Origin of the sequence: Turicibacter sp. TJ11 (genome assembly GCF_021497505.1) — a bacterium.
In the GTDB taxonomy this organism is placed as follows: Bacteria; Bacillota_I; Bacilli_A; order MOL361; family Turicibacteraceae; genus Turicibacter.
The window spans coordinates 1,623,793-1,637,616 of the sequence record NZ_CP069349.1; the positions used below are offsets into that span (position 1 = coordinate 1,623,793).

Annotated in this window: 14 protein-coding genes; all 14 read right to left on the bottom strand. The window is 34.3% G+C overall.

The window, feature by feature from the left end:
• Positions 1–110: 110 nt before the first annotated feature.
• The 14 genes from JRC48_RS07825 to JRC48_RS07885 all read right to left on the bottom strand — a co-directional run bounded on the left by JRC48_RS07825 (position 111) and on the right by JRC48_RS07885 (position 13,788).
• Positions 111–1,310 (bottom strand): LysM peptidoglycan-binding domain-containing protein, encoded by a 1,200-nt coding sequence (locus tag JRC48_RS07825; protein WP_235069007.1) that lies wholly within the window; start codon positions 1,308–1,310, stop codon positions 111–113.
• A gap of 501 nt (positions 1,311–1,811) precedes the next feature.
• Positions 1,812–2,840 (bottom strand): acyltransferase family protein, encoded by a 1,029-nt coding sequence (locus JRC48_RS07830; protein ID WP_235069008.1) that lies wholly within the window; start codon positions 2,838–2,840, stop codon positions 1,812–1,814.
• A gap of 79 nt (positions 2,841–2,919) precedes the next feature.
• Entirely contained in the window at positions 2,920–3,408 is a 489-nt protein-coding gene (locus tag JRC48_RS07835; protein ID WP_235069009.1) for a dUTP diphosphatase, read from the bottom strand.
• Between the two features lie 55 nt (positions 3,409–3,463).
• Positions 3,464–3,967: an anaerobic ribonucleoside-triphosphate reductase activating protein gene (gene nrdG / locus JRC48_RS07840; RefSeq protein WP_235069010.1), complete on the bottom strand. Its 504-nt coding sequence runs from the start codon at positions 3,965–3,967 to the stop codon at positions 3,464–3,466.
• An 818-nt stretch (positions 3,968–4,785) separates the two neighbouring features.
• Positions 4,786–5,295 (bottom strand): GIY-YIG nuclease family protein, encoded by a 510-nt coding sequence (locus JRC48_RS07845; RefSeq protein WP_235069011.1) that lies wholly within the window; start codon positions 5,293–5,295, stop codon positions 4,786–4,788.
• Between the two features lie 149 nt (positions 5,296–5,444).
• Entirely contained in the window at positions 5,445–6,338 is an 894-nt protein-coding gene (gene nrdD / locus JRC48_RS07850; protein WP_235069012.1) for an anaerobic ribonucleoside-triphosphate reductase, read from the bottom strand.
• 315 nt (positions 6,339–6,653) lie between these two features.
• Positions 6,654–7,019 carry an anaerobic ribonucleoside-triphosphate reductase gene (gene nrdD, locus JRC48_RS07855; protein WP_235069013.1) on the bottom strand — a complete coding sequence of 122 codons (366 nt, stop codon included), beginning with the start codon at positions 7,017–7,019 and terminating at the stop codon, positions 6,654–6,656.
• A 488-nt stretch (positions 7,020–7,507) separates the two neighbouring features.
• Positions 7,508–8,365 (bottom strand): anaerobic ribonucleoside-triphosphate reductase, encoded by an 858-nt coding sequence (gene nrdD / locus JRC48_RS07860; protein ID WP_235069014.1) that lies wholly within the window; start codon positions 8,363–8,365, stop codon positions 7,508–7,510.
• Between the two features lie 576 nt (positions 8,366–8,941).
• A complete protein-coding gene (locus JRC48_RS12690; protein ID WP_255703582.1) occupies positions 8,942–9,070 on the bottom strand; it encodes a hypothetical protein in 129 nt (42 codons plus the stop codon).
• 26 nt (positions 9,071–9,096) lie between these two features.
• Complete coding sequence (locus tag JRC48_RS07865) at positions 9,097–9,918, bottom strand: metal ABC transporter permease (protein WP_235069015.1); 822 nt, start codon at positions 9,916–9,918, stop codon at positions 9,097–9,099.
• Positions 9,911–10,621 (bottom strand): metal ABC transporter ATP-binding protein, encoded by a 711-nt coding sequence (locus JRC48_RS07870; protein ID WP_235069016.1) that lies wholly within the window; start codon positions 10,619–10,621, stop codon positions 9,911–9,913. Before JRC48_RS07870 ends, JRC48_RS07865 begins: the two co-directional genes overlap by 8 nt.
• Before the next feature lies 1 nt (position 10,622).
• Entirely contained in the window at positions 10,623–11,594 is a 972-nt protein-coding gene (locus JRC48_RS07875; protein WP_235069017.1) for a metal ABC transporter solute-binding protein, Zn/Mn family, read from the bottom strand.
• A 295-nt stretch (positions 11,595–11,889) separates the two neighbouring features.
• On the bottom strand, positions 11,890–12,282 hold the full coding sequence (locus JRC48_RS07880) for a zinc-ribbon domain-containing protein (protein ID WP_235069018.1): 393 nt from the start codon (positions 12,280–12,282) through the stop codon (positions 11,890–11,892).
• A 90-nt stretch (positions 12,283–12,372) separates the two neighbouring features.
• On the bottom strand, positions 12,373–13,788 hold the full coding sequence (locus tag JRC48_RS07885) for a glycoside hydrolase family 1 protein (protein ID WP_235069019.1): 1,416 nt from the start codon (positions 13,786–13,788) through the stop codon (positions 12,373–12,375).
• Between the last annotated feature and the right edge of the window lie 36 nt (positions 13,789–13,824).

The following is a 13,824-nucleotide window of genomic DNA, read 5'->3' on the forward strand; positions in this document are numbered from 1 at the left end:
TAAATTTATTACATTTTCTAATTTCTATGTTAACGAAAGACTTAGTGATTAGATCTTAAAAAGCCTTAATAAACAACTTGGGACGAGGGATATCACTAATTTTTAATAAATTATTTATTAATCTTCAAAACTTCTTCTGGATAAATGAGGTTCGGATTGCTGATATCATTTTGTCTCACTAAATCCGACACACTTACTCCAAATCTCAGTGCAATTGCTGATAACGTATCTCCGCTTCGAACGATATAAGTACGTGATGAAAAGTCAGTTGTACTAGATTCATTTCTAAAAATCTCTAATGCTTCTCCCGGATAAATCAGATTTGGATTACTAATGTCATTTTGTCTTACTAAATCTGATACACTTACTCCAAATCTCAGTGCAATTGCTGATAAGGTGTCTCCACTTCTAACGGTGTAAGTGCGTGATAAAAAGTCAGTTGTACTAAATTCATTTCTAAAAATCTCTAATACTTCTCCCGGATAAATGAGATTCGGATTACTAATGTTATTTTGTCTTACTAAATCTGATACACTTACTCCAAATCTCAGTGCAATTTCCGATAAGGTGTCTCCACTTCTAACGGTGTAAGTGCGTGATGAAGTGATGATGCTTGAAACTGGTGTTTTTTGATCCGATAAAAAGATGTCTTTTGTAAAATAATCTAAATCCACTTCGCTTCCACTAATTCCTTCGATCATCCCTACATCACTATACTGAAATCCAACCCAAGATGACCACTTCCCATTATTTTGAGGTTGAGATACACCATATTCAGCAATCCATAAAGGGTAATTAGCGATTGATTGATTCCAGATATTCATTGCATTTGACGTGTCACTGTACACCACGACCTCTTTACGACTCAGTGATTGTACTGTTTGTAAAAAGACTAATCCAACTTGATTAATACTTGCAATTGATAAATCTCCAAATGATTCAAAATCCATCGCTAATCGACAATCAATCATCTTTCCTTCGAGCGCTGAAACAAAAAAGGCAGCTTCTATTTTTGCTTCCTCAACAGTTGTCGCCGTCAAATAGTGATACACCCCTATTTTCAAATCAGCTTCTTTTGCTTTTTTATAATTTATTTCAAAATTAGGATCTAGCCACTGTCCTTCACTTGACTTGATGTATACAACGTTTATTCCAGATTGTTTTACTGCTTCAAAATCAATCATTCCTTGCCACTCGCTGACATCAATTCCTCTATATATTTCCTCACTACTTGGAGCTAAAGCATAACTCGTTATTCCAAAATAAAAAAACATGATCACACCTATCATTAAAGTCATCCAATTCTTCATCTAACATCCCCCTAAACGTTGATTTGCCGATATATCCTATGCAGCTACTCAACAATTGGGACTATCTCTTCACATAAAAAAGGGATTACTTCCTCTTAGCATGAAACCCATGAATCAAAAATGATTTTTCACTCATAAAAATAATACTCACTTCTTTCGACTCATTTATTTTCCTAGGAAATATTTTGATAAATTTTGCTAGGAACTCTTGATGAAAAATAACATAATGCTTTGAATACTGTATGGAAATAGCACATTTTTATCATTTCAAATAAATTTCATCTAAACTTATATAACTTCGTTAAAATTTAAAAACGACTTCGAGTTGAAGTCGTTTTTAAAAGACAAAAGATCCTAATATTAACATGAAGCATAATAAAAGATATGCTATTAACAACCCCTGCAATGCCCTCTTGATCCAACCATCACTCATTACATCACCCTCCTTCTCCTATTATAAGAGAAGTTATGGCGTGACATTCGATTTTCGACAAAAACTATCTATTTTAGATGAGCTGATGATTTAGGGATAAAAAGTATTTGATGAGAAATATTTTTCAAAAAGAGTGCCCCAATAACGGTAAGAACCAAAAATAGAATCAAGAAAATTCCTTCTTCTCTCTTTACACCACTAAAAAAGACTAACAATAATAATTGATGAATCAAATAAAATTCAACTGCATTTGATCCCATCATCTTAAAAAAATGAGAGCGACACTGTAACTTCATGAGTACACAACACATGAGCAATAAAAATAAATATGGAAGTACAGATAACACAAACAACGCTCCTTTTAAATAAAGAAGATAGCTACTGCTAAAGGTGAAAAGTGCTATAAAAAATAGAGGAACAAATTTCTGGCGAATGAATTTAAAGAGATATTTTTTATACTGGGCAGTAAATACTCCTATTAAAAAGCAAAAAGCTAAACTAGCATTCCACTTTAAAATAAAACTAATCCCGATATAACCAACGCTAAACCAAGCTAATAGATTCATCTTATACTTACTTTGAAAACTGATATAAAATACCATATAAAAATAAAGTAGCGTTCCAATTAACCAAGTACGACTTCCATCTGAGAAACGAAAGACTAATGCATTTTTTATCATGCTAAAAAAATCATCGTGTCCCCCTTTATAAATATAAATGACTGTCCCAATAACATGACACAATAAATACATTAAAAAAATTCGAATGATTTGATGAACGATCACTTTTTTCAAATAGCGTCGACGACCTCTATACTCCATCATCACTTCAAATCCACAACAAAATAAAAATAAACTTGCTGCGAGAACCTCGCTTTTTGAAAGATGGATGCTCACTAATGTTTGATTAGCTAATTGATGACTTAAGCTTTGAATGATGATCCATATCATAGATAAGCCTTTCATGACTTCCACATTTGTCCTGTTTAAAAAAGCATAGCCACCTCGTCCCCAAATATACGACCGTGAAGCAAAAAGTAGTGGCAAAACTCCAAAGATTAATAAATAAAATCCCCAATTCTGAGACATCCCAATCATGAGTCACTCTCCCTTCTGTGAAAATTATATCTTATTTTCTAAAAAGTGTAAAAATAAAAAAGACAACAACAGCTGTCTTTTACTTACCTGATGACCCAAGGGCTCCAGTTCCACGTTCAGATTCAATTTTTAATAATTGTTCATAACTCATTTCTTCAATCTTTAATTTAGGAACTTCTACCATCATACATTGACAAATCCCTTTTTCGTATGGATAGACGATACATCCTTGAAATTGATCTTTTACAGATTCTTTAGCAATCACTAATGGTACCTGATTATGATTCGTTAATGCGATGAACCATTCTCCACGATATCCTGAATCAATGACTCCACATCGTTGTCCAATTCCTTTTGATCCTGTTGATCCACGCTCCTTAATAATTGCCACATAATCACTTGAAAACGCAGAAGCAATTCCTGTTGGAACTAATACAGTTTGATGAGGTTCAATTTTCATCGCATCCTCTTCAAAACAAGCATAAATATCGAATGCTCCATCTTCTACACGTTTAGATGGAATGATTGCTTTAGGATTTACCTTCGCAAAATAGATAAATTCACTCATTTAAGATCTCCTTTATTAACTAAATTAATATCATTGCAGGATCGGTCTCTTTATTTTAATCCATTTCTAATAAAGAGACGCTCCCATTTTTCATGGATGTTTGAACATCAATGATTCGTTGATTACTACTTCCTTTAAATCTTAACTTTAAATTCTTTAAGTTTTCAACAAAAGGTCCATCCACTAACACATCGCAATAACTTAAAATGGCACGTGTTTTAGGATGGGCAATAATTTCTTCATAGGTATAGCCTGAATAAATCCAAATGTTTTGATTTGTTTCTGTTTTAATTCGTTTCACTAGATTAAGAAGATCATTATCTCGAACTTGGTCCATCGGTTCTCCTCCAAGAATCGTGACACCATATACATTAGGATTCATGAGATGTTTAATAAAATCATCTTCGATCTCTGATGTCCAAAGATGACCGTACTTAAAATGTTTGTACTTTTCATTAAAACATCCTTTACATCCATGTGTACAACCAGACACAAATAAACTTGAACGAATACCGGGTCCATTAGCCGTATCATATTTTCGAATTTGCGCATAATACATCAAAATCACCACATTTCCTGTTCTAACTATTATTAGTTTATCACATCTACTGTGCACATACCTAATGATAAGCCAACTAAAAACAGAGCCCCATCGACTCTGTTTTTAGTTGGCTCTGTTACTCATGAAAAATTTAATGATTAAATAAATCAAATCTCAGTAACACTATTCCCAGTTTTGAGATAACTATACATGTCCTTAATTTGTAGGACATTAGAGATTAATCATCGTCTAACTATATATTTATATTATAAATGGAGAACACGGCTTTTAATTTCAGCTGTTTTTCCTCTATTCCAGAAATTATCTCCTAAATCACTGATCTCACTATTTCTAATGAGGGTGGACTATCTCTTAACCTACAACCAAATTGTTTAGGCCCTTTGCACTTCCAAATGAGGACTTTCACCTCAAATGTACTTCCTTACGGAATAGTCTCTACACCTTCCTGGGTATCCTACGATGCCTCCCTAATACTAGTTATTACCCTACCAGTGGAGGATAGCTAAGAGCTTGAATAGCTCACTACTTAGCGCAGGAACCCAGACTTGGCACGATATTAGCATATTATTCATCTTTCACATATTCCCATCTAAAGCCACCAGCTTTCTTAGTTCTTCCAGCACAATTGTGACTAATACTCTGACGAGAAATTCCAGGATATTTTTTCGATGCTGCCGTCATCGTTTCAAAAACTTCTCCTGTATCTATATAGAAACAGAAATGTATTTCATCATTGTATATCAGTCTTAGTTGAGCAATTACTTTAATACTAAGGCAGACTATAGTCCAGCTAAAAGTTTTCCGATATGAAAAACTTATCTGGACTTATATATATTCCTAACTTTTTTAGCAGATGGATTTGTTCCACCATACATATGGGGACGATAAGCTTTTTTTATTGCCTCTGATATTTTTTGTTTATGACTTTCGGTAAATTTTTTTCCCTTCATAGGGCTAACTGTCCCATACATTGGATTATTTTTCCCTTTAGCACGCTCACTTCTCTGCCTTCTATGTTCTTCCGTTATCTCATATAGATTATTTCCACCACTTTGAGTATTATAGCCAACATCCTTATTATCAAAACAATTATATAACTTGATATAACAGCGTTCCTTTTCTTCAAGCTCCTCGATTGTTTCAGCAGTACCGATAACTTCCCACTTGAAATTATCGAATCCATGCTTTCGTATTGCCTGATAAAAATATGTATTAAGTCGTTGACTATCTCTTTTATGAACTTTAGCACGATGCTCGAGTGTCTTAGTCGTCATCCCGATATATACTTTTCCATTAACTAAGTTGGTAGCTTTGTAAATTAGCATTAAACTAACCTCGTGAATATTTTAGATTTTGAAAGACAAAAAACTTAGCCTTCATCGTTAGCATTCCCCATTTTCTGAGAAACACACCCTACATTTGTAGGTTCACAAAGTTTGCTACATAGCATTTCTGCTATGAGGGGCATTTATGTCTACCCACAAGTTCGACGAATCACGTTCATTTTAGCTTGATCTTTATTTTGACAGTTCGGACATTCCCATGTTAAGTCATCATTAATGATAATTTCACCTTCATAATGACAAACGTGACAACAATCTGACTTTGTATTGAATTCTGCATATTGAATATTATGATAAATATAATTCACTAACTGCTTTAATGCTTCTAAATTATGTGACATATTTGGAATTTCAATATATGAGATACATCCTCCCGTTGAAATTGGTTGGAACTGAGATTCAAATTGTAATTTCGAGAAGGCATCAATCTCCTCACGAACATCGACGTGATAAGAATTTGTATAATATCCTTTATCCGTAATGTCTTTAATTTCACCAAATTTTTGTAAATCAATCTTCGCAAAACGATAACATAACGATTCAGCCGGACTTCCATATAAACCAAATCCAATGCCCGTCTTTTGTTTCCACAGTTTTGTTGCTTCCTCTAGACGTTTCATCACTTTTACAGCGAATGCTTCTCCATCAGGATGCACATGTGACACACCTGTCATCAGTTTTGTTACTTCATATAATCCAATATATCCAAGTGAAATCGTTGAATATCCATCCATAAGTAGTGGATCAATCACCGCACCTTGCGGTAAACGAGCAATCGCACCGTACTGCCAATGAATTGGAGACTCATCCGATAACGTTCCTTTTAACGCATTGTGACGGCACATTAACGCCTCATAACATAAATCTAAACGGTTATCAAGCAAGTTCCAGAACTTCTCCTCATCCCCAGCTGCCACAATTCCAATCTGAGGCAAGTTTAAGCTGACAACCCCTTGATTAAAACGGCCTTCAAATTTATAATTTCCTTCTTCATCTTTCCACGGAGAAAGGAAACTACGACACAAGTGAGATGTACATTTCTATACTGGTTACTCACTCTGACTATATCTTCGCTCAGGATTCCCACATCCATCAACGCGCCTTGCACTTCCAATGGGGGCATCTCCCACTGTACTCTACTCACTTACTCACTCTCAAAGAGAGCTACGTTTTCGATAGTCGATTGACTTTCCATGTAGTCTTCATGATGTTTTTCATTGATTGATAACTTACATGGCTTAGCACTGGATTACCATATGCAAAACACTTAGGCTTCCCAGTTAGCACATTCTTAAACAGTCATTTCCTACTGCTCCACTTCTGTGTAGAATGCACACCTGTTACGCACATAACAGTTCACAAGGTTTTACATGGGCCGTTCCTTGACCCATTGGGCTAAATACATTTCCTTCATAAATCTTCTTCATCTCTTTAGCAGAAATATAATCAGGATATAAACGTTTTGAACTACATTCTACTGCTAACTCAGTAATGTAATCATACTTCCCACCTTCTAAACAGTTATGTTCATGTAAAACATAAACTAGTTTTGGGAAGGTTGGTGTTGTATAAATTCCTTTTTCATTTTTAATTCCTTGAATACGCTGTTTTAAAACCTCCGCAATAATTAGAGCTACTTCTTCAGCATATTCATCTTCTTCATCTAGATTTAAAAATAATGTAACAAATGGGCTTTGCGTTCCCAAATCCCTTATTTCTAAGGAGACTGACTATCTCTTCATCCGTTCTGGATGGGTGGCGCTTCGGAAAAAGGAGTTTCACCTCTAACCTACTCCCTAACGGGATAGTCGATACACCTTCCTCTATAAGAGGCTTGGCACGATATTGGCATATCTAAAAAGCTTTCGTCCCATGACTAAATCTACATGAAAATATTAGGGGCTAGTTATACTTCAAACTTTTTAGAGTTAGCGTTCATCGTTAGCATTTCCAATTAGTTAAGATTTACATTCTTTTAATAGCTCATCTCACCTTTTTATTCAATCTAGCTTCAAATCGCATCCTCTCTAGAAAGTCTCTAACTTGTACCTCAGCACAAAGCATTGCCAACGACAAGTTACTTCGACTTTTACGAGTAGGATAACCGCGACTTTCAGCTTTTTTTGGAAACACACCCTACATTTGTAGGTTCACCACCTGTTCACTTAATTATTCCTAATTAAGGCGGCCGTCATTAACCGTTTGTTGTCATTAATGTATTAATTTGGTATTGAATGGTTTGCACACCTGATGCTAATTCTTTATTCATTAATTTTTGAACCGCTTGATCTAACTCTTGTGGCGATGAAACGCAATCTTTTAATAAATCATAGTACTTCATCTTACTACGACGAAGGTATTTTCCAAGATGACGAATATCAATCGATTGTCCACCGTATTGACTACTTGCGACTTGGGCAATAATTTGCGTCATCACCGTACAAGCAACTTGAAAACTTTTTGGACTTTCAATCATTCGCTTATTAATAACCGTTCCGTTATCTAGCATATCTTTAATATTAATTAAACAGCAATTAAAGATCGACTGCATGAAATAATCCATATCATGAAAATGTAAAACCCCTTCATCATGGGCCTGCACAATACGTGCCGGTAATTTCTTACGTCGTGTAATATCCTTTGATACCTCACCCGCAATTAAATCACGCTGAGTAGAAGCCATCATTGGATTTTTATTTGAATTTTCATTCATAACTTCTTCATTACTTAAATCAATTAAACTTAAAATACTATCGTCTGTTGTATTTGTTTCACGCTTAAACTGTTGAATCGCACGATACCCTTCATAGGCCTTGGCTGTTAATTCATGACCGTTCTCAATCAACTTTAAATAAACATACGTCTCGATTTGAAAAATCGTCGGCGTTGTTTGTAAATGTTCAAAAGTTAAATTAATTTCATGGGCAATCTTCTCTGCGATTTCCTTATCGATTACTCCACTTCCATATTTCATTGCCTTTAAAATTGCTTGATAAATTTTGGATTCATCAAATGCAACATGGCTGCCATCACGTTTAATCACTTCTCGCACAGTATCACCCCTTTACGAATAAAAATCTCCACCTTTTGTCAGTCGCATTTCATCGAAAAAACACAAAAGATGCAGATTTAGTATATACATCGTACTAAAATTTTTAGCATAATTCAAGCAAAGTTTTAATGTAAATTTCCTAGATTATTTTCATTAAAATTGAAAACATTTACTGCTTTACTTTTAATCTTTTTTCTGTTTTTTTTATTTTAATTGCCTCCTCTACTCTATATTTTATTAAATAAAAAATAGGTTTATTCTAACACAATCTGAAGCTTCTCCCTTATCATCTTTACCACTTAAATCTGCTGTTTTAAATAACAAAAAGATAGTCGTAAAAAGAATCTACGACTATCTTTTTTGCTTATTTTCTTTCAATGCCTTTGATCGGTAAAATCATTACAACTGTCATAAAAATGACTCCCATCGCAGCTAGTCCTACATATCCAATTTCAAAACAAATGGATAACCATCTGATAAATGAAAAAGTGTCAATTTACCTAACTTACACACTTAAAAAAGCCTTGGTCAGCTAACCAACTATAACTGAGTGAGAATAGAAAAGCTCCAACAAGCTTATTCGCTATTAATAAGAATCTCACCTGCAGCAACTTGCTTTGAAACTAAATGTGACTCAATGATTGAAAGAGCTTTTTCATCTAGTCCTTTTAAAAAAGGATAATATTCCATTAATGATGCTAACATCGGATTCCCCCGCTGTGAATAAAAATTTAATGTCGTTTAATCACTTGGCCAATAATCGAAAAGATGATAAACATGATGGCATTCACAATAACCACACTGGCCCCTGCTGGAGTGGCATATAAAAAAGAAACGGTCATTCCAACAAAGAAGCAAGCCACTGAGATAATTCCTGATGAAATAATCACATGTTTAAAACTATTAAACACACGCATCGATGTTAAGGCTGGGAAGATAATTAAACTTGAAATCAGCATCGTTCCCATAATTCGCATCCCAAGAACAATGGTGATTGCCGTTAAAAAGGCGATTAACATATTATAAAGTTCAACTTTCACCCCTGTTGCTTTTGCAAAGGTTTCATCAAATGTCGTTGCAAAAATACGATCATAAAAAATAACAAATAAAGCAAATACAAGGATAGATAAAATGACACTAATTTTGACATCCCCTGGTGTCATCGCTAAAATACTTCCAAACATGTAACTATTAATATCAGCATTCAATCCACTGGTTAATGACGTTACCGTGACCCCAATGGCAATAGAAGTACTTGAAATTAAAGCAATAGCGGCATCACCTTTAATTTTACTATTTTGAGAAATTCGTAATAAGAAAAACGCCGCAATCACCACCACAGGAACCGCAACATTTAATGGAGCTAAATTCATCGCAAAGGCAATCGAAAGAGCTCCAAATCCAACATGTGATAATCCATCACCAATCATCGAATAACGCTTTAAAACTAAACTCACACCAAGCAATGCCGCACATAAGGAAACTGCACTTCCAACAACAATCGCACGAACCATAAAACTATAAGAAAACATTTCTTGCCAAATATTAAACATGCGTCACCCCTCCTACATGCTCACACGCATTGGTATAACATAAATATTCTTCTGGGGTTCCATAAAACACCACTTCTTTATTTAATCTTAAAATTTTTGTTGCATGCGTTAGTCCACTATTCATATCATGAGTCACCATAATAATACTCATTTTATATTCTTTATTTAACTCTTCAATGATTTGATAAAGATTTTCAGTTGTCACCGGATCAAGTCCTGTCACCGGTTCATCTAATAATAAAATCTTCTCTGAGGCACATAAAGCACGAGCAATTAGTACTCGTTGCTGTTGACCTCCTGATAAGTCACGATAACATTTGTTTTTTAAATGCTCAATCTTTAATTTACGTAGATTTTCAAGCGCACGTTTTTTTTCTTTTGATGAATAAAAGGGACGCCACCCACGTTTATTTAAACATCCTGATAACACAACTTCAAATACAGAAGCGGGAAAATCTCGCTGAACAACGGTCTGTTGAGGAAGGTACCCAATATCATGACTTCTTAGTTGATGACCATATTGAATACTTCCTGATTTAGGCGTGACTAATCCTAGAATTGATTTCATTAACGTACTTTTTCCTGATCCATTATCCCCAATAATACATAAATAATCGCCTTCATTTAATTCAAATGTAATGTCTTTTAATGCTTCCGTTTGATCATATGAAACATTAAGTTGTTGACAAGATAAAATACTCATATTAATTCAGTCCTATTCTTAAATTTTCAACATTTTGTTTCATTAATGATAAATAAGTTACACCTTGATCAAAGTCTTCTTTTGAAACATTGTGACATGAATGTAATAATAACATTTGTGCGCCTGTTTCGTCACTGATCATTTGTGCAATCTTAGGGTCTACAAGTTCTTCATAATAAATAGCTGGGATTTGTTGTTCTTTAATGTTACTGATCATTTGTGCAACTAAAGCAGCACTTGGTTCCGCTTCAAATGGAGCCGCTACATAATCAATATCGTATTCATTTGCTAAATATTGCATCGCAAAGCGTCCCCCATGATAAATCGTATCTCGTTTAGCATTGTCTACCACTTCTTCAAATTCATCATCTAATTCCTCTAATTCTGATAAATAATTTGTCGCATTTTCTTCATAATAAGTGGAATTTTCCGGATCAATCTCACATAATGCTTCTAAAATATTATTCACCATGATCATCGCATTTTTAGGACTTGTCCAAATATGCGGATCATAAGCATGATAATGTCCCTCTTCTTCCTCGTGACCGTGTTCATCTTCTTCATCATGATCGTGTTCATGCTCTTCACACTCTTCTGTCTGATTAGGGGCTAAAAACGAAACATCATTTGAAACATCTAATACATAGACAGAATCACTATCAATACTTTCAATCATCGTATGCGCCCATTGTTCCATTGATTCACCTGTATAAATAAATAAATCAGCTTTATTAATTTTAATCATATCTGCTGGCGTTGGTTCATAAGAATGGGCTTCCATTCCTGGTGGTAATAATAAGGTAACGTCTGCTTTATCTCCTGCAATGACGCGAGCAAAGTCATACTGTGGAAATAAAGTCGTGATAATTTGTAGTTTTTCTGACTCACTTTTCATTGATGAATCACTCTCACATCCAACTAAAACGAATAATAAACTCATAATCGTAAATAAAATACGTCTAACATTTCCCATTAAAATTCCTCCTACAAAAGTTGTCCTTAATTATGTTATGTCTATTGTAGCATATTTTCATACAAATGATAACCATTATCGTTTAGCTTGAATATATGTGCATTTACTCATATATAATAACTAGTTAATGACGTGATGTCTTATTACCTACTGATCAGCACTCTAATCATCATTTTTAACTCTATCACTTTATGATAAAATTTTTCTTTTATTCCTAAAAGATAGCCTAAGTTTCTACATTTATAGACTTCAGTAAAATCAAAAAAAAGCTGTGCACATCGGTGCAACAGCTAAGTTAAGTTTTTTTAATAAATGTATGACGACACTTTGGACACGTAATTTCAATTTTTCCTTTCTTTCGTGGAACACGTAACGATTGTCCGCACTCTTTACATTTAAAATAACGATATTGACGTTTTGCTTTGAACATTCGATATTGATTCACCCACTTCGTCTGAATCGGATACCAGTACTTTAAAAACAACACATTTTCTTGATGACGCTTTAATTTATTTTTAGAAAAACTACGAAAATAAAACAGCACTAAAGGAATGAGAGAAAACCAAGCTAACCAACTCCAACCTAACAAATTCCCAATTAATGAAATAATTAACGATACGATTAAAAGGGCTAATGATAAGTGATCGACACCTGTTCGATCTTCCATAAAACTTTTAAACCACTTCATGACTCACACCTCTTTCTTTACTATTATTATACACGACACCCCCTCAAGTTAGAATGAAAAAAGTCCTCTTCGCAAAGAGGACTTAAATCTTTATTCAGATAAACTTTCACCATTTGTACCAATAACTTCTTTGTACCAGTAGAATGATTTTTTCTTATAGCGTTTGAGTGTTCCTGATCCATCATCATGACGATCCACATAAATGTAACCGTATCGTTTTTTCAACTCTGCTGTTGAAGCACTGACTAAGTCAATACATCCCCATGACGTATATCCCATTACTTCAACACCATCTTCAATCGCTTCTTTAACTTGTAAAAGATGATCTTTTAAATAGTTAATACGATAATCATCGATGACTGTTTTATTTCCAAATTCATCTTCCACTAATTCATCCACTGCACCTAATCCATTTTCAACAATGAATAATGGTTTTTGATAACGATCCCAATACTGATTTAAAACGTATCTTAATCCTTGAGGATCGATTTGCCATCCCCACTCTGATGCTTTTAGAGTTGGATTTGGAACACCTCCCATAATATTTCCAGATCCTTTAACTTTTTTCTCTTCATCTGCCGTTTCACAAATACTCATATAATAACTAAATGAAATAAAATCAACGGTATGCTTTAAGATTTCTTCATCACCTTCAGCAAATTTAATGTGAATATTGTTTTCCCGGAAATAACGTTTCATATAACCTGGATAAGACCCACGAACATGAACATCTGAGAAGAAATAGTTCATATGTTCAGCCTTCATAACCGCAATGATATCATCTGGATTTGGTGTTAATGGATAAGTTGGCATACTTAAAACCATACAACCAATTTTAAATTCCGGATTAATTTCATGACCAATTTTTACAGCTAATGCACTTGCGACTAACTCATGATGAACGGCTTGATATAAGTCTTGTTTGGATAGCTTTTCTTTATCGGTATAAATTCCACCACTTAAAAACGGAGCGTGTAAAACAGAGTTAATCTCATTAAATGTTAACCAGTATTTTACCTTATCTTTATAGCGAGTAAAAATCGTTCGAACATAGTTTTCATAAAACTGAATGAGATCTCGACTGACCCAACCATCATATTTTTTTGATAAGTGTAACGGCGTTTCGTAATGAGAAATCGTAACTAACGGTTCAATGTCATACTTAGCAAGTTCATCGAATACATCATCATAAAATTGTAATCCCACTTCATTCGGTGTTGATTCATCTCCATTTGGAAAAATGCGTGACCAAGCAATCGATAATCGAAACACTTTAAATCCCATTTCTGCAAATAACTTAATATCTTCTTTGTAGCGATGATAAAAATCAATCCCGACTAACTTCATATTCTCTTCTGTTGGAACTTCCGTGATCGGTCCAACAATTCCTCTTGGTGCAACATCTTGTGTTGATAAGCCTTTTCCATCTTCATTATATGCTCCTTCGCATTGATTAGCAGCAGTTGCTCCACCCCATAAGAAGCCATCTGGGAAACGTTTTGTCATAGTTAACTCTCCTCTTTTTGATTGATGATTTTTTTA

Coding starts and splice junctions, on each gene's coding strand:
- JRC48_RS07825 (WP_235069007.1), bottom strand. CDS start 1,310: ATGAAGAATTGGATGACTTTAATGATAGGTGTGATCATGTTTTTTTAT.
- JRC48_RS07830 (WP_235069008.1), bottom strand. CDS start 2,840: ATGATTGGGATGTCTCAGAATTGGGGATTTTATTTATTAATCTTTGGA.
- JRC48_RS07835 (WP_235069009.1), bottom strand. CDS start 3,408: ATGAGTGAATTTATCTATTTTGCGAAGGTAAATCCTAAAGCAATCATT.
- nrdG (WP_235069010.1), bottom strand. CDS start 3,967: ATGTATTATGCGCAAATTCGAAAATATGATACGGCTAATGGACCCGGT.
- JRC48_RS07845 (WP_235069011.1), bottom strand. CDS start 5,295: ATGCTAATTTACAAAGCTACCAACTTAGTTAATGGAAAAGTATATATC.
- JRC48_RS12690 (WP_255703582.1), bottom strand. CDS start 9,070: ATGTTAGCATCATTAATGGAATATTATCCTTTTTTAAAAGGACTAGAT.
- JRC48_RS07865 (WP_235069015.1), bottom strand. CDS start 9,918: ATGTTTAATATTTGGCAAGAAATGTTTTCTTATAGTTTTATGGTTCGT.
- JRC48_RS07870 (WP_235069016.1), bottom strand. CDS start 10,621: ATGAGTATTTTATCTTGTCAACAACTTAATGTTTCATATGATCAAACG.
- JRC48_RS07875 (WP_235069017.1), bottom strand. CDS start 11,594: ATGGGAAATGTTAGACGTATTTTATTTACGATTATGAGTTTATTATTC.
- JRC48_RS07880 (WP_235069018.1), bottom strand. CDS start 12,282: ATGAAGTGGTTTAAAAGTTTTATGGAAGATCGAACAGGTGTCGATCAC.
- JRC48_RS07885 (WP_235069019.1), bottom strand. CDS start 13,788: ATGACAAAACGTTTCCCAGATGGCTTCTTATGGGGTGGAGCAACTGCT.